The 17,253-nt window shown below is 42.0% G+C and carries 21 protein-coding genes and 2 riboswitches; of the genes, 4 read left to right on the plus strand and 17 right to left on the minus strand.

Annotated features, from left to right (window positions below):
* Positions 1-5: 5 nt before the first annotated feature.
* Entirely contained in the window at positions 6-1,469 is a 1,464-nt protein-coding gene (locus tag B5D59_RS14960) for a nicotinate phosphoribosyltransferase (RefSeq protein WP_078818619.1), read from the minus strand.
* 142 nt (positions 1,470-1,611) lie between these two features.
* Between B5D59_RS14960 and B5D59_RS14965 the strand changes: the two genes are divergently transcribed.
* Positions 1,612-1,881 carry a hypothetical protein gene (locus B5D59_RS14965; RefSeq protein WP_040759845.1) on the plus strand — a complete coding sequence of 90 codons (270 nt, stop codon included), beginning with the start codon at positions 1,612-1,614 and terminating at the stop codon, positions 1,879-1,881.
* Positions 1,882-1,920: 39 nt separating this feature from the next.
* Here B5D59_RS14965 and B5D59_RS14970 read toward each other — a convergent pair whose 3' ends face one another.
* The 4 genes from B5D59_RS14970 to B5D59_RS14985 form a co-directional block, all read right to left on the minus strand.
* The gene (locus B5D59_RS14970; protein WP_009498651.1) at positions 1,921-2,637 is read right to left on the minus strand and encodes a LutC/YkgG family protein; all 717 of its coding nucleotides are present in this window, start codon (positions 2,635-2,637) and stop codon (positions 1,921-1,923) included.
* Between the two features lie 2 nt (positions 2,638-2,639).
* On the minus strand, positions 2,640-4,061 hold the full coding sequence (locus B5D59_RS14975) for a LutB/LldF family L-lactate oxidation iron-sulfur protein (RefSeq protein ID WP_078818501.1): 1,422 nt from the start codon (positions 4,059-4,061) through the stop codon (positions 2,640-2,642).
* Positions 4,062-4,083: 22 nt separating this feature from the next.
* Positions 4,084-4,803 carry a (Fe-S)-binding protein gene (locus B5D59_RS14980; RefSeq protein ID WP_078818502.1) on the minus strand — a complete coding sequence of 240 codons (720 nt, stop codon included), beginning with the start codon at positions 4,801-4,803 and terminating at the stop codon, positions 4,084-4,086.
* A gap of 157 nt (positions 4,804-4,960) precedes the next feature.
* Positions 4,961-5,683, minus strand: coding sequence for a FadR/GntR family transcriptional regulator (locus B5D59_RS14985; protein ID WP_078818503.1), 723 nt, complete (start codon positions 5,681-5,683; stop codon positions 4,961-4,963).
* A gap of 233 nt (positions 5,684-5,916) precedes the next feature.
* On the opposite strand from B5D59_RS14985, the gene B5D59_RS14990 reads away from it, so the two are divergent.
* Positions 5,917-7,743 carry an L-lactate permease gene (locus B5D59_RS14990; protein ID WP_078818504.1) on the plus strand — a complete coding sequence of 609 codons (1,827 nt, stop codon included), beginning with the start codon at positions 5,917-5,919 and terminating at the stop codon, positions 7,741-7,743.
* Positions 7,744-7,854: 111 nt separating this feature from the next.
* On the opposite strand, the gene B5D59_RS18295 is transcribed toward B5D59_RS14990, so the two are convergent.
* The 5 genes from B5D59_RS18295 to B5D59_RS15010 form a co-directional block, all read right to left on the minus strand.
* On the minus strand, positions 7,855-8,025 hold the full coding sequence (locus B5D59_RS18295; protein ID WP_176132602.1) for a hypothetical protein: 171 nt from the start codon (positions 8,023-8,025) through the stop codon (positions 7,855-7,857).
* A gap of 15 nt (positions 8,026-8,040) precedes the next feature.
* Positions 8,041-9,816 (minus strand): phosphomethylpyrimidine synthase ThiC, encoded by a 1,776-nt coding sequence (gene thiC / locus B5D59_RS14995; protein WP_009498660.1) that lies wholly within the window; start codon positions 9,814-9,816, stop codon positions 8,041-8,043.
* A gap of 127 nt (positions 9,817-9,943) precedes the next feature.
* Positions 9,944-10,060: riboswitch (TPP riboswitch) on the minus strand.
* A gap of 45 nt (positions 10,061-10,105) precedes the next feature.
* Positions 10,106-10,645 (minus strand): methylated-DNA--[protein]-cysteine S-methyltransferase, encoded by a 540-nt coding sequence (locus B5D59_RS15000; RefSeq protein WP_078818505.1) that lies wholly within the window; start codon positions 10,643-10,645, stop codon positions 10,106-10,108.
* Complete coding sequence (locus B5D59_RS15005; RefSeq protein WP_009498662.1) at positions 10,638-10,958, minus strand: DMT family transporter; 321 nt, start codon at positions 10,956-10,958, stop codon at positions 10,638-10,640. The genes B5D59_RS15000 and B5D59_RS15005 overlap by 8 nt, the downstream gene beginning before the upstream one ends.
* A complete protein-coding gene (locus B5D59_RS15010) occupies positions 10,955-11,299 on the minus strand; it encodes a DMT family transporter (protein WP_009498664.1) in 345 nt (114 codons plus the stop codon). The genes B5D59_RS15005 and B5D59_RS15010 overlap by 4 nt, the downstream gene beginning before the upstream one ends.
* A gap of 154 nt (positions 11,300-11,453) precedes the next feature.
* Positions 11,454-11,557, plus strand: a riboswitch (SAM riboswitch).
* Between the two features lie 81 nt (positions 11,558-11,638).
* On the opposite strand from B5D59_RS15010, the gene B5D59_RS15015 reads away from it, so the two are divergent.
* Entirely contained in the window at positions 11,639-12,769 is a 1,131-nt protein-coding gene (locus B5D59_RS15015) for a methionine biosynthesis PLP-dependent protein (protein ID WP_078818506.1), read from the plus strand.
* 91 nt (positions 12,770-12,860) lie between these two features.
* On the opposite strand, the gene B5D59_RS15020 is transcribed toward B5D59_RS15015, so the two are convergent.
* From B5D59_RS15020 to B5D59_RS15030, 3 genes are all read right to left on the minus strand, one after another.
* Positions 12,861-13,043 carry a hypothetical protein gene (locus tag B5D59_RS15020; RefSeq protein WP_009498667.1) on the minus strand — a complete coding sequence of 61 codons (183 nt, stop codon included), beginning with the start codon at positions 13,041-13,043 and terminating at the stop codon, positions 12,861-12,863.
* Positions 13,044-13,333: 290 nt separating this feature from the next.
* Positions 13,334-13,849 (minus strand): type 1 glutamine amidotransferase domain-containing protein, encoded by a 516-nt coding sequence (locus B5D59_RS15025; protein ID WP_078818507.1) that lies wholly within the window; start codon positions 13,847-13,849, stop codon positions 13,334-13,336.
* A 209-nt stretch (positions 13,850-14,058) separates the two neighbouring features.
* Positions 14,059-14,292 (minus strand): spectrin repeat,Rudiment single hybrid domain protein, encoded by a 234-nt coding sequence (locus tag B5D59_RS15030; RefSeq protein ID WP_009498669.1) that lies wholly within the window; start codon positions 14,290-14,292, stop codon positions 14,059-14,061.
* Positions 14,293-14,838: 546 nt separating this feature from the next.
* Between B5D59_RS15030 and B5D59_RS15040 the strand changes: the two genes are divergently transcribed.
* The gene (locus B5D59_RS15040) at positions 14,839-15,435 is read left to right on the plus strand and encodes an Ltp family lipoprotein (RefSeq protein WP_245799541.1); all 597 of its coding nucleotides are present in this window, start codon (positions 14,839-14,841) and stop codon (positions 15,433-15,435) included.
* A 102-nt stretch (positions 15,436-15,537) separates the two neighbouring features.
* Here the strand turns inward: B5D59_RS15040 and B5D59_RS15045 are convergent, their stop codons facing one another.
* The 4 genes from B5D59_RS15045 to B5D59_RS15055 form a co-directional block, all read right to left on the minus strand.
* Complete coding sequence (locus B5D59_RS15045) at positions 15,538-16,302, minus strand: N-acetylmuramoyl-L-alanine amidase family protein (protein WP_176132603.1); 765 nt, start codon at positions 16,300-16,302, stop codon at positions 15,538-15,540.
* Positions 16,295-16,426 carry a hypothetical protein gene (locus B5D59_RS18625; RefSeq protein ID WP_281250680.1) on the minus strand — a complete coding sequence of 44 codons (132 nt, stop codon included), beginning with the start codon at positions 16,424-16,426 and terminating at the stop codon, positions 16,295-16,297. The genes B5D59_RS15045 and B5D59_RS18625 overlap by 8 nt, the downstream gene beginning before the upstream one ends.
* 1 nt (position 16,427) lies before the next feature.
* Positions 16,428-16,814 (minus strand): phage holin family protein, encoded by a 387-nt coding sequence (locus tag B5D59_RS15050; protein ID WP_078818621.1) that lies wholly within the window; start codon positions 16,812-16,814, stop codon positions 16,428-16,430.
* Positions 16,815-16,892: 78 nt separating this feature from the next.
* Entirely contained in the window at positions 16,893-17,195 is a 303-nt protein-coding gene (locus B5D59_RS15055; protein WP_078818509.1) for a hypothetical protein, read from the minus strand.
* Between the last annotated feature and the right edge of the window lie 58 nt (positions 17,196-17,253).

The raw sequence follows: 17,253 nt of genomic DNA on the forward strand, positions 1-17,253 counted from the left end.
TTGCTTCATTTAAAGTTATTTACCATCTCATGAACTTCTTCAATGTTACGTCTTTTATTGTCCCAACATTTCTGACTGAGATCGACAGGATACTCCTCTGGATTTAATGAACGTTTATATTCTTCCCATAACAGTTCGAGGTTCTGTTGTGCGTATGCACGGATGTCATAAACGGCCGGATTCTCATAAATCACTTCACCTTTACGGATCACTTGTTCATGTAAATTGACCGCCTTGAAATTCGTAACAAATTTCGAGATGAATGTGTGTACCGGATGGAACATTTTAATCCGTTCCTCTTGTGTCGGATCCTCGTCATGCATCGTAATGTAATCACCCTCCGCTTTGCCGTTTTCCAGATCGATAATCCGGTACAGTTTTTTGCGTCCTGGTGTTGTCACTTTTTCCACATTGGCCGAGATTTTAATTGTATCTTCCATCTCACCATCACTGTTTTCAATAGAGACAATTTTATAGACCGCTCCAAGCGCAGGCTGATCATAAGCAGTAATCAATTTGGTGCCGATCCCCCAAATATCAACTTGCGCGCCTTGTGCTTTTAAGTTCAAAATCGTGTATTCATCCAAATCATTGGAGACGACAACTTTCGCGTCCGGGAAGCCCGCTTCATCAAGCATACGGCGAGTTTCTTTTGACAAGAACGCAATATCTCCGCTGTCGAGCCGAACACCGATAAAATTGATGCTGTCGCCAAGTTCTTTGGCAACTCTAATCGCAGTAGGTACACCGATTTTCAAAGTATTGTAAGTGTCCACTAAAAATACGCAGTCCTTATGACGTTGTGCGTAGACTTTAAAAGCAGTGTATTCGTCTTTATACGCTTGAACGAATGAATGCGCATGGGTACCGGAAACTGTCAGGCCAAAGCGTTTTCCAGCCCGCACATTACTCGTTGATTCGACACCGCCGATTACAGCAGCCCGTGCTCCCCAGATCGCCGCATCCATTTCGTGCGCACGTCGACTGCCGAATTCCATAACGATATCATCCTTTACAACCTGCTTAATCCGACTAGCTTTCGTGCTGATCAACGTCTGATAATTGATGATATTGAGCAATGCCGTTTCAATCAGTTGTGCTTCAAGCAATGGTGCTTCAATACGAATCATTGGTTCATTCGCGAAGACCAGCTCGCCTTCTTTCATGGAATAAACATCCCCAGTAAAGCGAACATCTTTCAGATACTCCAAAAAGTCATCAGCAAATCCAAGTTCTTCACGCAAATATGCTAAGTCGCTTTCAGTAAATGAAAACTCCTGCAAATATTTCAATACATGTTCAAGTCCTGCAAAAATAGCATAGCCATTTCCAAACGGGATCTTTCTGAAATACAATTCAAAAATAGCTTTCCGTTCGTGTATGCCATCCGCCCAGTAGGATTCTGCCATGTTTAATTGATAAAGATCTGTGTGTAACGCTAGGCTATCGTCTGAATATGATGAGGTCATAGTCGTCTCCTTCTTCCGCTGCAATGATGGTACCATTATACACTATTTCCCCTTTTTCTTCGTAAAGTAACCATCTTCGTCATAATTCATTCTTGAAACTTTTTGACTTTCACTTCGTACAGAAGTATAAGGAGTGATAATATTGAATATAATCTTGCTTGTGTCCGTTATCGTTGTTTTCGGCTTTTTAATTTTAACTAAGTTAGATGCCATTGAAAGACGCCTGGCTCGGCAGCAGTCAATGCTGAATCAATTGACACAAAATTTCCCCGAGCCGCCTGCAAATGATGAAATCCTTTCATTGATCCATGCCGGTGAGAGTATAAAAGCAGTGAAACTATCAAGAGAAATGTATGGTTTCTCTTTATTGGAAGCAAAAGAATATGTAGATCGATTAAAAGAAGATATATGAGAAAAAACCTTCCTAAGTTGGAAGGTTTTTCAATGACGATCAACAGTCATTTACTATTATATAAGCAGCTTTCACAGGACCATGTACTCCGATTACCAAATTCATTTCAATGTCTGCAGAGTTACTGGGACCCGTAATGAAGTTGATGCAGGAAGGCACTTGTTCGCCGTTATCTATTTTCTCTCGTATCAAGTCTGCCGCCTGGGTGATTCTTGGAACGAGCGTACTTTTCGGAATAATCGCGATATAATTCGTAGGCAACAAGCTAACGGAACGTCCTTTATCAGAACTGCTTAACAGCACGACAGTACCCGATTCCGCAAGAGTCATATCACTGAATGTAATTCCAATATTCGCTTGTTCCGCCAATTCGATATTCTTCTCACCGAGTGTAGTGTCCCAGCTATTCACTTCTATATTTTCCGCCGGCCATTCATTTTCAATTAAATTGGTCAACCCGTATTTGTCAAAACGCTCATCTTTCCATAACGACAACGGTCCACCGCCGTATAATTTGACGGCTTCAGCCAAGGTTTTTGGAAGATCTGCCAACTTTGTCTCAATTAAATCCGTATGAATTTGCAGACATTGATTGCGCAGCACTTCTAACAGTTCATCTGCTGAAGCGTCCTTTAATACCGCGCGTTGCGGCTGATGTTTCCACACGGGTTTCTGCACGTTCAATTTAGGTTCCCGACCTAAACGGGTGGCAATTTCAGTAAGGAAGGTGTCTCGGTTTCGAATCGTTCCTGTCATGATTATTTGCCTCCTTTCTGATCATAGAACCAATCGCGGAAACGTTGATTGCCTACAGCAGGAAACTCACGCAAGTCCGTCCACTCTTTAAGCGGACCCGGTCCTTTTGAGATGCGATCGTTTTTCGTCAATGGTCTCATCGCAGTGGAAGCAACTTTCGCTCCCATGGAATACAACGGATTGGATGAGGCTCCAATTCCAAACGCTTTCATTGCAAGTCTTTCGGAAATCGGTGCTCTGCCTTCTTCTTCCACGATGACTTGACGATGCTGATGAAGCAACTCATGAAGCGGAATCTTTACCGGACACGCATCCGTACATGCTCCGCATAACGTAGAGGCATACGGCAGTTCCTTGAAATCATCATAACCGCCAAGCAAAGGTGACAATACTGCACCAATCGGCCCCGAGTAAATCGAGCCGTAAGAATGCCCGCCAATATGACGATAGACAGGACAGACGTTGACGCAAGCAGCACAACGGATGCATTGCAAAACTGATTGGAATTCAGTACCTAGAATTTCCGAACGTCCATTGTCTACGATCACTAAATGAAATTCCTCAGGACCATCCACATCCCCTTCGCCTCTTGGGCCTGTCAACGCGGTCACATAGCTTGTCAATTTTTGACCAACCGCACTGCGTGTCAAAAGGCTGACCAGTACTTCGAATTCTTCAAAGGAAGGAACGACACGCTCCATACCCATCACTGTAATCTGTGTTTTCGGCAATGCGGAAACAAGCCGTGCATTCCCTTCATTGGTCACGAGACTGATCGATCCCGTTTCTGCAATTGCGAAATTACAGCCAGTAATGCCGATATCCGCTGCCAAAAACTCTTTGCGAAGCTTTTCACGTGCATGTAATGCCAGTTCCTCCGGCTTGGATGTTTTATTATAATCCAATTTCTCCGCAAAAACATCACGGATTTGATCTCTATTTTTATGTAGCGCCGGCGCTACGATATGAGATGGCGGATCGTGATCATCCACCTGCAAAATGTATTCACCTAAATCCGTCTCGATGACTTCACATCCAGCTTCTTCGAGAACTGAATTCAAATTAATCTCTTCCGTCACCATAGATTTAGATTTAACGACTTTCTTACCTTCTTTTTTCTCTACAACGTCCCGGATATATACGCTTGCTTCTTCCGCCGTTTTGGCAAAGAATACACGGCCGCCACGTTCGGCTACATTTTCACTGAGCTGATGCAAATAGAAGTCAAGATTTTCTAGGACATGCTGACGGATTTCTTCTCCATGAGAACGCCATTCCTCCCAGTTTCCGAGCTCTTCAGCAGCATCCAATCGACGACCGTGCAACCTTTCTTGTGCCCCTGCCACTGCCTTGCGCATAAAATCATCTGAAATATTATCTTTCGTTCGATCCGTAAAGTTTTTCGTACTGAATTTCATTGCCATAAAGCTTCACCTCATTTCTGAATTACTCGTGACTATTCAATACTTGCGCTATATGCATAACACGGATTGGCTTTCCTGTCCGTTCCGCACGTCCTCCAATATTCATCAAGCAGCCGCAATCCGCCCCGATTAAATAATCAGCCTCTGTTTCAATCGCACTGTTTACTTTTTCATCTACCATCTGTTCAGAAATGTCACCCATCTTGACCGAAAACGTGCCGCCAAAACCACAGCAATTATGAGCGTTTGGTAACGGAACCATTTCAAGACCTTCGACTTGCTCAAGTAATTTTTTTGGTGCTTCCTTGACGCCTAGCAATCTAGTCATATGGCAGGATGGATGATAAGTTGCTTTCCCAGATAGTTTTGCTCCGACATTCTCTACTTTGAGTACATCTACAAGAAACTCTGTGAATTCATACGTTTTATCTGCAAGCTCTTGAGCTTTCGTTCTCCATTGTGGATCATCTTTGAAAACTTCAGGATACATCTTGAACATCGTTGCGCATGATCCAGATGGCGTAACAACAAATTCCGCGCCATCAAACGTTTTGATCATATTTTTCATCGCCGATTTAGAATTTTCCACGTAGCCACTATTGTAGGCAGGCTGCCCGCAACATACCTGGCCTTTGGGGAAGGATAATTCACAGCCTTGCCTTTCCAATACTTCTACCATGTCTTTTCCTGCATCTGCATAAAACATGTCTACGAGACATGTAATAAATAAGCTGACTTTCATTTTCATTCACCTCTCTGGGATAGACTTTTCAGAGTCAACAGGTCATCAGATGACTTATAGTTATTTCATAGCATACTACAAAACTTTCAGGTTTAATAGATGTTCTCTATATTTTCTGTTAAAAAATTTCACCCGATTGCAAATCGGGTGAAATTGGTTACTCGCTTAGCGAGCGCATATAATTAGATAAAACCGATTCTACGTTAAACAAATGTTCTTTCATACTTGTAGCGGCTAGATCGGGTGATTCATTTTTAATTGCCAAGAAAATTGCTTCATGCTCTTCATGCAAACGGTCTACAGTCGTCGTTTCAGTGTACAGACAAATTCGGCGGGTTTCCCTCATCGATTCCCCCATCAGGTCAGATACTTGATTCATTAAACTGACCAAAATAGGATTTCCGCTGGCCCTGGCAATAGCAAAATGAAAGTCTAAATCTGCTTTTTCTCCGAGAAGAATATCTCCTGCGTGTTCCTTCATTTCGTTCAAGGCTTTTTCCATCTTAATTAAATCTGCTTCCGTACGTTTTTCAGCAGCAGCATATGCAGCACCGTCTTCTAATATCTTTCTGACCTCCAGTAAATGAAAGACATCTTCCTCGCCCATTAACATCGCACTATGCAGAGGGAACACCAAATCATCTGATGAAAATTCCATAACATATGTCCCTTCACCTTGACGCATTTCAATCAATCCCATTGCACGTAAAGAAGTCAATGCTTCGCGAATAGCTGAACGTCCCACATTAAAGCTTTCCGCCAATTGCTGAACAGATTCTAGTTTATCTCCTGGCTTCAACTCCCCCGAGCGGATCGAATTCAATAACGCTTCAGCTACTTCTTCATATATTTTCTTCGGCTTGATTTGCTTATATTTCAAGAATCTTCACTCCTGTCTTCTACTCTCATTATAATCCATAATGCATTATTATGACTTAAAACGTGTAAACAAAGCATGTAATCTAAAAATATAAAAAATTGCTTGTCTTTTAATATGGTAGTCTATATAATCGTGAAAAGAGTTATCAGTCATTAGGTCATCAGATGACCTAATGATCTAACACTATTTGAAAACGCTTTCCAATCTAACCTATCAAAAAGGAGGCTATTTATTTGAACTTATTGATTTTATCGCTGATTGCTTTATTGCCTATTGTCACGATTTTAGTTTTTCTTGTCTTATTGAACTGGCCTGCTAGCCGGGCTATGCCTATTGCTCTCGTTGTCACTGCTCTCATCGCTATATTCATCTGGGGAACAAAAGGTAATATCGTTGCAGGAGCTGCATTTAACGGTTTAATTACTGCCTTGGAAGTTATATTTATCGTCTTCGGTGCAGTATTACTGTTAAATACCATTAAAGAAAGCGGTGCCATACATACAATTCGGAACGGTTTCACTTCGATTTCACCTGACCGGCGAATTCAAGCGATTATCATTGCGTTCTTATTTGGTTCCTTTATCGAAGGTGCATCAGGTTTTGGCACGCCCGCTGCTGTTGCTGCCCCACTGTTAGTTGCCGTAGGTTTCCCTGCACTAGCTGCTGTCATGGTATCACTCGTTATTCAAAGTACTGCCGTTTCTTTTGGAGCCATTGGTACTCCAATACAAATCGGCGTAAATACTGGTCTTGCGGATCAACCAGCCGTTATGACGGCATTGGATAAAATGGGTATGAGCTTCCCGGAGTACTTACTCCAAATCACTACCAACACGGTTTTGATCCATGGCGTAGTCGGCTCATTGATCCCATTATTTTTGGCAGCTTTACTGACTCGCTTCTTTAGTCCCAGCAAGTCATTCCGTGAAGGTTTAAAAGTCTGGAAATTCGCTCTATTCGCAGGGTTGGCCTTCACTATTCCGTATTTCCTGATCGGCCTTACATTAGGTCCTGAATTTCCTTCTTTACTTGGCGCACTCGTGTCATTGATCATCGTCGTTCCTGCTGCTCGTAAGGGATTGTTCATGCCTAAAACAGAAGATTCGTTTGAATTTCCACCTCGTGCCCAGTGGGAGGAGGATTGGTTCGGCAAGCTGAACCATGAAGCTGCCAAGCCTTTGGATGAAAGCCGTAAGATTTCTATGTTAAATGCATGGATGCCATATGTCGTACTTGCAGTATTACTCGTCCTATCGAGAACGGCAGAGCCTTTCGAAAGTTTATTGAAACACTCAGCTATTACGTTGAAGTTTGAAGACATGTTCGGTTCAGGTATCACCACGGTCTCGACACCTTTATTCTTGCCTGGCTTTTTCTTTATTGTAGCTTCACTGTTTGGTTACTTCTTTCATCGAATGAAACCTAGGGAGTATTTATCAGCATGGAAAAGCTCATTTATCACGGCGGTAACCGCGGGGGTGGCACTGATCTTTGCTGTACCGATGATCAAAATATTCTTGAATACTTCGCTTGCAGCAGGTAAAGCAGCGGCTGATAGTACATCATTAATAGGCGAAAATATGCCGTTAGTTTTAGCTGAAAGTGTCTCTGTCGTCGCTGGAGATTTCTGGCCGCTCGTTGCTCCAATTGTTGGTGCGCTCGGCGCTTTCATAGCAGGAAGCAATACGTTCAGTAATATGATGTTTTCTCTATTCCAATTCGGCGCCGCAGGCAATATCGGTTTGGATACGACACAAGCCGGAATTGTCGTTGCAATGCAGGCCGTAGGAGGCGCTGCCGGTAACATGATCTGTGTGCACAATGTTGTGGCAGCTTCGGCGACAGTTGGGTTGATCGGTAAAGAAGGTCTGTTGATCCGCCGTGTACTGTTCCCGCTCAGTTACTATTTATTGGCGGCTGGATTCTTCGGCATGGCATTTATCCACGGATTCCTAAATATCTGGTTGATCCTCGCTATCGGAATTATGGCGGCATATACCATAAAAATGGCGACAGATAAACGGATGTTGTCAGTAGAATCATTGCGTCAACCATCATAATTATAGAATGCAAAAAGAGCCATTGATTGGCTCTTTTTTGTTGTGGATAAATTTTATTTACTCGGTTCAGACCGACTCGGTTACGTTACATATTTCCCGCAACCTTCTTTTTTAATAATGAATACTCTCCACCTTCTGGCACTTTTCGCATTCTCTATGTGTCGAGGTTTCTATATATTCATGAACACATTCGGCTTGCAACTTATATAACTTTTCCTCTAATTCACGTAGACCTTGGCGCTGCACAACAATATGACGAACTAACTGTTTTGCTGAAGTCATCTAACCCACTCCTAATCAAAGATAGATTTTAGCACCAGATCTTTTGAATTCTTCCGCTTTTTCCTGCATTCCTTTTTCGATTGCCAGATTCTCTTCTGGACTATTTTTATCCACGTACTTTCGAATGTCGTGAGAAATACGCATACTGCAGAATTTCGGCCCGCACATTGAACAGAAATGAGATACTTTCGCCCCTTCTGCCGGTAACGTTTCATCGTGATATTCCATCGCTCGTTCTGGATCTAGACTCAGATTGAATTGATCTCTCCAACGAAATTCGAAGCGAGCTTTGGATAATGCATCATCGCGCTTTTGTGCATTTGGATGGCCTTTCGCTAAGTCTGCTGCATGGGCAGCTATTTTATATGTGATGACACCTTCACGAACATCCTCTTTATTTGGTAATCCGAGATGCTCTTTTGGCGTTACATAGCACAGCATCGCAGTCCCGAACCACCCGATCATCGCAGCACCAATTGCAGATGTGATGTGGTCATACGCAGGCGCGATATCTGTCGTCAACGGACCTAATGTATAGAATGGTGCCTCCTGACAAATTTCCATTTGTTTATCAACATTTTCCTTAATTAAATGCATCGGTACATGCCCAGGTCCTTCGACCATCACTTGCACATCGTGCTTCCAAGCAATTTTCGTCAGTTCACCAAGCGTATCCAGCTCAGCAAATTGCGCTTCATCATTAGCATCTGCAATCGATCCCGGACGCAAGCCATCTCCCAATGAAAATGCGATATCATACTGCTTCATGATTTCACAAATTTCCTCGAAATGCGTGTAGAGAAAACTTTCTTCATGATGAAGCATGCACCATTGCGCCATAATCGAACCGCCACGTGAGACAATGCCTGTCACTCGGTTAACCGTCAGCGGTATATAGCGTAGCAGTACCCCCGCATGAATCGTGAAATAGCTGACGCCTTGCTCGGCCTGTTCAATCAATGTGTCGCGGAAGACTTCCCATGATAAATCTTCCACTTTTCCATTCACTTTTTCGAGCGCCTGATAGAGCGGAACTGTCCCCACCGGTACAGGGGAATTTCGGATGATCCACTCACGTGTCGTATGGATATTCTTACCTGTCGATAAATCCATAATATTGTCCGCACCCCAGCGTGTTGCCCACGTCATCTTCTCCACTTCTTCTGCAATCGATGAAGAGACTGCGGAATTTCCGATATTCGCATTAATTTTGACATGAAATTTACTGCCGATAATCATAGGCTCTGCTTCGGGGTGGTTAATATTGGACGGAATGATTGCCCGTCCTCTCGCAACCTCATCGCGTACCAACTCCGATTCAACGCCTTCACGAATCGCAATGAACTCCATTTCAGGTGTGATCATCCCTTTTCGTGCATAATGCATCTGCGTAACATTCTTTCCCTTTTTAGCTCGCAGCGGTTTGCGCTTCAATAAAGGAAATTGCGCATCGTTATTCATTTGCTCTATTGAACGATAGCCATTATCCTGTGGTTTTACTTGTCTTCCTTCATATTCTTCCACGTCATTACGTTCCCATATCCAATTTTCCTTAATGGCTGGAAGTCCTTTTTTAATATCGACTTCATAGCCTGCTTCCGTGTATTTTCCGCTCGTATCATAAACGCGGAACGGTTCATTCGGAAACTCATCTTGCTCTGTCACGGTTGGTGATAGTTCAATTTCGCGCATAGGTACAAGCAAATCGGATCGACTTCCTTGTACATATACTTTTCTGCTTGCCGGAAAACAATCGTGAATGTGGATCTCTTTTTCTGTCGTTTGTTTCATTTGTCATCGTCTCCTTTGTGAGGGCAGACCATGACTCCATCCGAGTAAAGGGAATCAGCAGCACAAAAAAAGACCAGCTCCATAAAAAAAGGACCTGGTCTTTCAAAAACGCACAAAAGTACGCTGATTGATAGATTGAAAACTTCCCCACGCTGGTACGAGCCAGATCAGGTCCAAAGAGTTCGGAATGCATTTTACTCATCCCATCTCAGTCCAGTCGCGCTGGACACCCCTAGTTATGATTATTGAATTGTCGAACAACTATAGTTTATCATAGAGTAATACTTTGTCAACTAGAGGAAGTAAAAGAATTACCTTCCATTCGAATCAACCGACCTTTCAGTTGCTGACCATCCCGGTAGCCCGATAGACTTCCATTTTTTGCGATGACCCGATGACATGGGATGACAAGCAACAACGGATTCTTTCCAATCGCGGAAGCAGCTGCTCGAATTGCAGAAGGATGACCGATTATCTCGGCAATGTCTGAATATGTCACCAATTGTCCATACGGAATATCTTGAAGCGCTTTCCACACCTTGTTTTGAAATGGTGTGCCTGACCAATCCACGGAGCATGTGAAATCTTGCACTTCTCCAGACAAGTAACTTCTCACTTCATTTGCGTATTCAGCTAATCTGTCTGCATTTTCCTTCACTTCGCCAGCGCCATATTGTTTGGTGAGCCAACTCTTCATTTTTTCCTCAGCATCTTCAGCTAAGCCTACATAGAGAAGGCCCCTTTCAGTCGCTGCCATTGTTACGTTCCAACCTTCCACATCAAAACTTGTCCAATAAACCAGTTTCCCCACTACCTTTCTATTAGCCAAACAGCTTCAATCCAACGGCCCCTACTATAATCAATGACAAAAAGAAAATCCTTTTCACACTTGCAGACTCTTTAAAGATTAGAATACCAGCCAGGACTGCCCCTGCCGCTCCCAATCCTGTCCAGACTGCATAAGCCGTACTCATTTGAATATCGCGCATCGCTAACGATAAAAAAACAAAGCCGAAACTGAATACTCCAACTATGAGTAGGAGACGCTTGATCGTACGTTTCTGCAAGTAATAATTGATGCTTATAACCCCAAAGATTTCTCCAAGACTGGCAATCGCTAAATAAACCCAAGCCAACGTCAACTGCCCCCTTCTTGATTCGCTTCATCCGACTGCTCATCTGTAGTCAGTTTGATACCAACAACCCCGATGACAATCAAACAGATAAATGACAGCGTAATCCAGGTGAAGTCCGCGTGGAAAACGAAAATATCAACTAATAGAATGGCTGCAGCGCCTGAACCGGTGAAGACAGCATAAACTGTCCCTGAAGGCAATTTCTCACATGCCTTAATAATGAAATAAAAACTAAATATAATCGCGCCTCCAGTTCCGATCCAATGCAGAAATGTCTCCGAATAGCGCAGTCCCACCACCCAAAATATTTCTACGACCGCAGCTAAAGCGACATAACTCCAAGCCAAAGTTAACGTCTCCTTTCATTCGCTCTATAGTGTCTATTAGTATAACAAACCTTTCAGTTAAACGAAAAAAGCATTCCTAGTAGAAGTAAGCTTGCATCTGCTATGTTCGCATGATAGAATGAATCCACTAATAATTTTTCCTATATTAAGAATATTCTTATCGAGAGAGACGGAGGGATAGGCCCAAAGAAGTCTCAGCAACCAGCCAGCTTGGCATGGTGCTAATTCCAAGGGTGAACACCGCCTTGAAGATGAGAATACTGAAGAAAATGTTGTATGTTCGAGGGCCTATTCGAAATGAAGAGGCTCTTTTTTATTTTTCTGAAGGGGATGGATACTATGACAAACAATGAATTAGAAACAAGATTAGTCCAGCTGGGGAATAACAGCGATAAGAAAACGGGCGCAGTCAATACACCGATTTATTTATCAACAGCTTATCATCACGAAGGGTTAGGTCAGTCTACCGGCTACGATTATACGCGGACAAAAAATCCGACTCGTTCTATTTTGGAAGACGGCATTGCCGATTTAGAATCCGGTGATCAAGGCTATGCCTGCAGCTCCGGAATGGCAGCTATTCAACTAATCTTGTCACTGTTTAAAACAGGTGACGAAATCCTTGCCCCTGAGGACCTGTATGGCGGCACCTATCGTTTATTCCAACAGTATGAGAAAACCTATCAGATTTCTACACACTACCTAACATTTGATGATGTTTCAGAAGTTGAACAAGCAATTACAGATCGTACAAAAGCGATATTTTTGGAGACACCTACCAACCCGCTTATGCTGCAGATTAACGTCGCAACTTATGCAGAACTTGCTAAAAAGCATGGCCTGTTGCTAATTGTTGATAATACGTTCCTTACACCGTATTTCCAACGACCGATTGAGGAAGGTGCGGATATCGTTATCCATAGCGCTACGAAATATATCGGTGGTCATAATGACGTGCTTGCTGGTCTTGTCATAGCAAAAGGCGAAGAACTTTGCGACCGCTTGTTCACGAACCATAATGCGAGTGGCGCTACACTATCTCCGTTTGATTCATGGCTCGTAGTCCGCGGTCTCAAAACACTCCATTTGAGAATGAAGCAGCATGACGCGAATGCAAAAGAAATGGTAGCCTATTTGAAGCAAGAACCTTTAATCGCAGATGTCTTGTACGCCGGCATCGGCGGTATGCTCTCGTTCCGCGTACAAAACAGCGAGTGGGTAGGACCGTTCTTAGAGAATATGAAACTCATTTCCTTTGCAGAGAGTCTTGGAGGCGTCGAAAGTTTCATCACGTATCCAACAACACAGACGCATATGGACATTCCGATTGAAGAACGGAATCGACGCGGTGTCGATGATCGACTCTTGCGCTTCTCAGTCGGGGTGGAGGATGCGGATGATTTAATTGCCGATGTCAAACAAGCACTGTACGCTGCGAAAGAAGCAGTAGAAGCCGTAAATATTCATTAATCCCATCTCCTCTTGCGTTCAAGTGCAAGAGGATTTTTTCTTTCCTAGCAATAAAAAAGACATCCTAGAGAGAAGGATGTCTTTTAAATGCTCATTGAGTTTGCTGCCATTTCTTCTTTTCCGCTGAGTAAACAACTGTTGCCGGCACTACAATAAATGCCAATGCCGCCACACCTGCCAGCATGCCCGCCCACTCTTTACTCCCTAAGGAAAACCCGGCAGTCGTGCCTATGCCAATACCCGCTATAATTGCCAATGTAATCAACTTATACATAACAAGATCCCCGACCTTTCAAGTTAAAGATTCCCCAAAGGTTCTGAATAATTCGTTGTATTTAGCATACTCTAGTTGAGAACAATTTTCAAGTGTAAGTGAGAACCTTTTTCAATTCGAATGCTATCGGTTTATTCTACTTCACGATTAACTTGAAATATGCATATTAGTCCAACAAAAAAGCTGCATTGCTTCGGGGCCGCTGTACTTTAGCGTGTTCTTTGTTCTCCCCAAAGAAAAAACTGCCCTAAAAGCCATTTCTGACTTTCAGGACAGTCTCTTTTCAACTATTATTTTTCCAACAGTTTTAAGGATTCTCTGTTAAATGCCGGGATATCATCAGGCTGACGGCTTGTGACTAGCTGATTCTGACAGACAACGACTTCTTTGTCTGCGTACTTTGCACCCGCATATTCCATATCGACACGAATCGATTTGTATCCTGTTGCGTCACGACCTTCTAATGTTTTCGCCGTGATCAATAGCTGTGGTCCATGACAGATAGCAAAAACTGGTTTGTCGGCATCCATGAATTCTTTGACAAATTTTACAAAACGATCATCTGCGCGCAAAATATCTGGGGAGAATCCACCTGGGATAAATAAAGCATCATAATCTGATGACTTCGCATTGTCAATTCCTTTATCGACTTTTACTTTCGTGTTTTCTTTCATACCGGTAACTGCCGATCCAGCTTCCGTCCCAATCACTTCGACTTCATGTCCAGCATCTTTATAGGCTTTGGCCGGCTTCGTATATTCTGAGTCCTCAAACATGTCTCCTAGTACTGTTGCGATCTTTGCCATTGCTTACCACTCCTTATGTGATGTTCTAGACCTACTATTCCACGAATTAAAAGATCTAAACATCGCACGGCTAAGCTGTCTCTTATCCTCAGTATCTAAATTTACGGTCGTATTCGTTTCATCTTTCCAGAAAATTTGCCTGCTTATATCAACTTGAATCTCTGTGCATATTCCTGGTACTTTTCTAATTACATTAGAAAAAAACTCGTTTAAAAAAATATACCAATGATGACAAGAGCGGCGATAATAAGACCCCCAACGGTTTGGACCAGTTCCGTCGACACAACCGGCTTCTTCTGAAAGACATTAATCAATTCCAAGTCTTCACGCAATTGCTTCACTTCTTTACGAAGCTCTTCTACTTCTGTATTCAGCGTACTGATTTCCTGCGATTGCTTAGAAATTAGTTCATTTTTTTGCGGAGATGTTTCATTCGTATCCATAGATCTAATCGCTCCTCCAAGTTTTCTTCTTTATACGTTTTTATAACCGCTTAAGTTTCGTTTCATTGAAAAACTTTCCATTTGCATTTTCAGCTGTTCGGGTGTATTATAAATTTACAAGCTGTATTGTTCGTATGACATTAAGTTTTAACCTTTAAGCTGTAACAGGGAGTTTATTACGGAACGGAAATGGCATGCCGGGTTCCTTTTAGCAACTCGGACGTACAGGAACGTTTCTGCAAACACCCACTTCGAGAAGTGGTGGTTTAAAACTTTCTATGACTAAATTACGGCAAAGACGGCTTAACAAACCGCATAGTTTCAAGGTTTGCGAGAAGGCATCACTCCAATTGAGTGGTGCTTTTTTTGTGCGTTTTTCTGGTTGGGGTTAAACTGGGGTTAAAACTCAAAACAATTTGTATTAAATACTGATAACCAATTAAACTGGATCACCTTCATTTTCTAAAAAATATTTGAAAAACCGAATAGCCTTTCTTACCTATATCATGTATCCTGTAAATATACATAATTATGGGAGGGGTACCATTGGGAGACAAGAAGAAAGTTAAAGTTAAAAAGCCATTTTATAAAAGATGGTGGTTTATCACTATTGTAGTTATTTTTATTTTAGGTGCTATTGGATCAACTATGGAAGAAGAGGCGGAGGAAGAACCGAAAAAAGTGGAGACTTCAGCTGATGCAAAACCAGACATTGGAAAAGAACCAGGTTTAACAGAAGAAGAAAAAACTCAAATTGCTAAAAAAGAAGAGGAAAAGAAAGCTGCAGCTGGACAGAAAGCTAAAGAAGAGGAAGAAGCTAAAGCAAAAGAAGAAAGCATCCCCAGAGAGCATAAATCTGCATTAAAGAAGGCTGAAACATATGCGAAAACTATGCAAATGTCTAAGGCTGGTATTTACGATCAATTGACTTCTGAATATGGAGAGAATTTTCCTCCTGAAGCAGCTCAATATGCTATTGATAATATTGAGTATGATTGGAAAGAAAATGCGTTGAAAAAAGCAAAGACCTATGCTGACACAATGAGTATGTCAGATGCGGCTGTTTACGATCAACTGATTTCAGAACATGGAGAAAAATTTACTGCTGAAGAAGCACAATACGCTATTGATAATTTAGAATAAAAAAAGCGACTCCGTCCGATAATGGATAGAGTCGCTTTAACTTTGCATTGGCCACTTTGCAAACCTTGTTGTATCAACGTTTGATTTATGGCCATATGCTTCTTATTTATTTTGTTTAATTGTAGCACCTAACCCAAGCATCGCTTTATCGCCAGGCTTGGCGCCTTTATTGGTTAACCACGATTCCATGTAACCTTGATCTACCCCCGCTTGCACCGCTATTTCCTGTTGCGCTTTGCTTCCTAAAAATGTTTCGAATTCTCGCTTTAATGTCGGACTGCTAAACTCTACCCACACTTTGTTTACCTCCTCTTTCTTATCGACTGCAGCTACTTTCTTGCCACCGGCATAATTTATAATTCCTTGTGCTGTCAGCTGTGCCAACTTTTCGACTTCGTTGATCAAGATGTTTTCATCATTCGTATTGGAGATAAACGCATACTCAATCAGCACGGCGGGCATATTGGTTTCGCGTAACACAGAATAATTTGCACGTTTCCTACCACGATCCACAACCCCAATACTACCAGCGATTGTATTATGGATAGAGCTTTGTAATTTACTTGTTGCGGAACTGACTGACCCATTATAAATAAACGTTTCGAAGCCTGTAGCTGTTGCTGTCGCCGCGTTATTATGCAGGGAGATAAAATAGTCAGCGTCCCAGGCATTAGCCATCCTCGCACGTTCGCCAAGAGACACGAAAACATCTGTTGAACGCGACAACTTGACGGTATGACCGGCAGCTTCGAGTAGAGCCTTTACACGCATTCCAACTTTTAGCACGTTATCTTTTTCCTTTGAACGTTTGCCGATAGCGCCCGGATCATTACCACCGTGTCCAAAATCAAGCCAAACTTTACTCATCATCCGTCACCTCACTTTCTTCATTTCTGTAATTTTCATAGCAATCCTCACATAACATCTCGCCGTTGAATTTATCGAGCACATCTATTTCTTTTGTACAAACCGCACATTCTGTTTCAGCCATATTATTTCATCCCCTTTTTAAAAATATTTGAAATGAAATCAGCGAACATATCAGTAGATTTATCATCATCTGCTAGTTTTAGATGATTCAAAATCGAATTAATCTCACTTAACAAATAGCCAATATACAGCACATATAATGCACTTATCCCGATCGGTTCCGGTACTAATAACGCGACTGGAATAAAGTACACGCATAAAATTAGCAACAGCATTTTACGTGCTATCCCGAAAATAGCCTTGCTTGATGAAAAATCTACATTTTTATTAAACTTTGCATTTATCCATCCCATTGAAAAATCAATAATATTTGCCGTACCGATCAGTGCTAGTAAATAAATTAATTTTGTATTATCTGTCTCTAAAAACCGCTGCAACCAATCAATCATTTGCATATATCTCACCCTTCTTTTTTTAATTTTTGAATATAAAAAAGAACGCTCCGCATTTGGAACGTTCTACACAAATTAATCTAACAATTCATTTAAGGCATTTAATTGCACTTGCAAGTTAGAAATATTACTTTGATACTTCTTGATTTCTGGAGCGAGATCAAATCGCTGCGTTGTCAATTGATTAATATCTTCTGCATTTATCATTTTCGACATACCATTCAACTTTTCATCAAGCGCTTGTAACACCGCAAGCCGATCAGTCATGTAACCAAAATTCTCTTTCGCCTTGTCAAGTTTACCCTTATACTCATCGATCAAGTTTTGACAAATTTTGATTTCGTCCAAGACTGCTTCTTTTTTTAAAGTTAATTCCATATTATATGCACCTCCTCTCTATCTCCATGTTTCGACAGAGAGGAAGTATTACCCTCCT

Source organism: Sporosarcina newyorkensis, assembly GCF_900167515.1.
GTDB classification, from domain to species: domain Bacteria; phylum Bacillota; class Bacilli; order Bacillales_A; family Planococcaceae; genus Sporosarcina; species Sporosarcina newyorkensis.

What these genes read in the sequence shown, in the direction of transcription:
- B5D59_RS14960 (WP_078818619.1), bottom strand. Translation starts at nt 1,469, where the DNA reads ATGACCTCATCATATTCAGACGATAGCCTAGCGTTACACACAGATCTT.
- B5D59_RS14970 (WP_009498651.1), bottom strand. Translation starts at nt 2,637, where the DNA reads ATGACAGGAACGATTCGAAACCGAGACACCTTCCTTACTGAAATTGCC.
- B5D59_RS14975 (WP_078818501.1), bottom strand. Translation starts at nt 4,061, where the DNA reads ATGGCAATGAAATTCAGTACGAAAAACTTTACGGATCGAACGAAAGAT.
- B5D59_RS14980 (WP_078818502.1), bottom strand. Translation starts at nt 4,803, where the DNA reads ATGAAAGTCAGCTTATTTATTACATGTCTCGTAGACATGTTTTATGCA.
- B5D59_RS18295 (WP_176132602.1), bottom strand. Translation starts at nt 8,025, where the DNA reads ATGACTTCAGCAAAACAGTTAGTTCGTCATATTGTTGTGCAGCGCCAA.
- thiC (WP_009498660.1), bottom strand. Translation starts at nt 9,816, where the DNA reads ATGAAACAAACGACAGAAAAAGAGATCCACATTCACGATTGTTTTCCG.
- B5D59_RS15015 (WP_078818506.1), top strand. Translation starts at nt 11,639, where the DNA reads ATGACAAACAATGAATTAGAAACAAGATTAGTCCAGCTGGGGAATAAC.
- B5D59_RS15020 (WP_009498667.1), bottom strand. Translation starts at nt 13,043, where the DNA reads ATGTATAAGTTGATTACATTGGCAATTATAGCGGGTATTGGCATAGGC.
- B5D59_RS15025 (WP_078818507.1), bottom strand. Translation starts at nt 13,849, where the DNA reads ATGGCAAAGATCGCAACAGTACTAGGAGACATGTTTGAGGACTCAGAA.
- B5D59_RS15030 (WP_009498669.1), bottom strand. Translation starts at nt 14,292, where the DNA reads ATGGATACGAATGAAACATCTCCGCAAAAAAATGAACTAATTTCTAAG.
- B5D59_RS15045 (WP_176132603.1), bottom strand. Translation starts at nt 16,302, where the DNA reads ATGAGTAAAGTTTGGCTTGATTTTGGACACGGTGGTAATGATCCGGGC.
- B5D59_RS18625 (WP_281250680.1), bottom strand. Translation starts at nt 16,426, where the DNA reads ATGGCTGAAACAGAATGTGCGGTTTGTACAAAAGAAATAGATGTGCTC.
- B5D59_RS15050 (WP_078818621.1), bottom strand. Translation starts at nt 16,814, where the DNA reads ATGATTGATTGGTTGCAGCGGTTTTTAGAGACAGATAATACAAAATTA.
- B5D59_RS15055 (WP_078818509.1), bottom strand. Translation starts at nt 17,195, where the DNA reads ATGGAATTAACTTTAAAAAAAGAAGCAGTCTTGGACGAAATCAAAATT.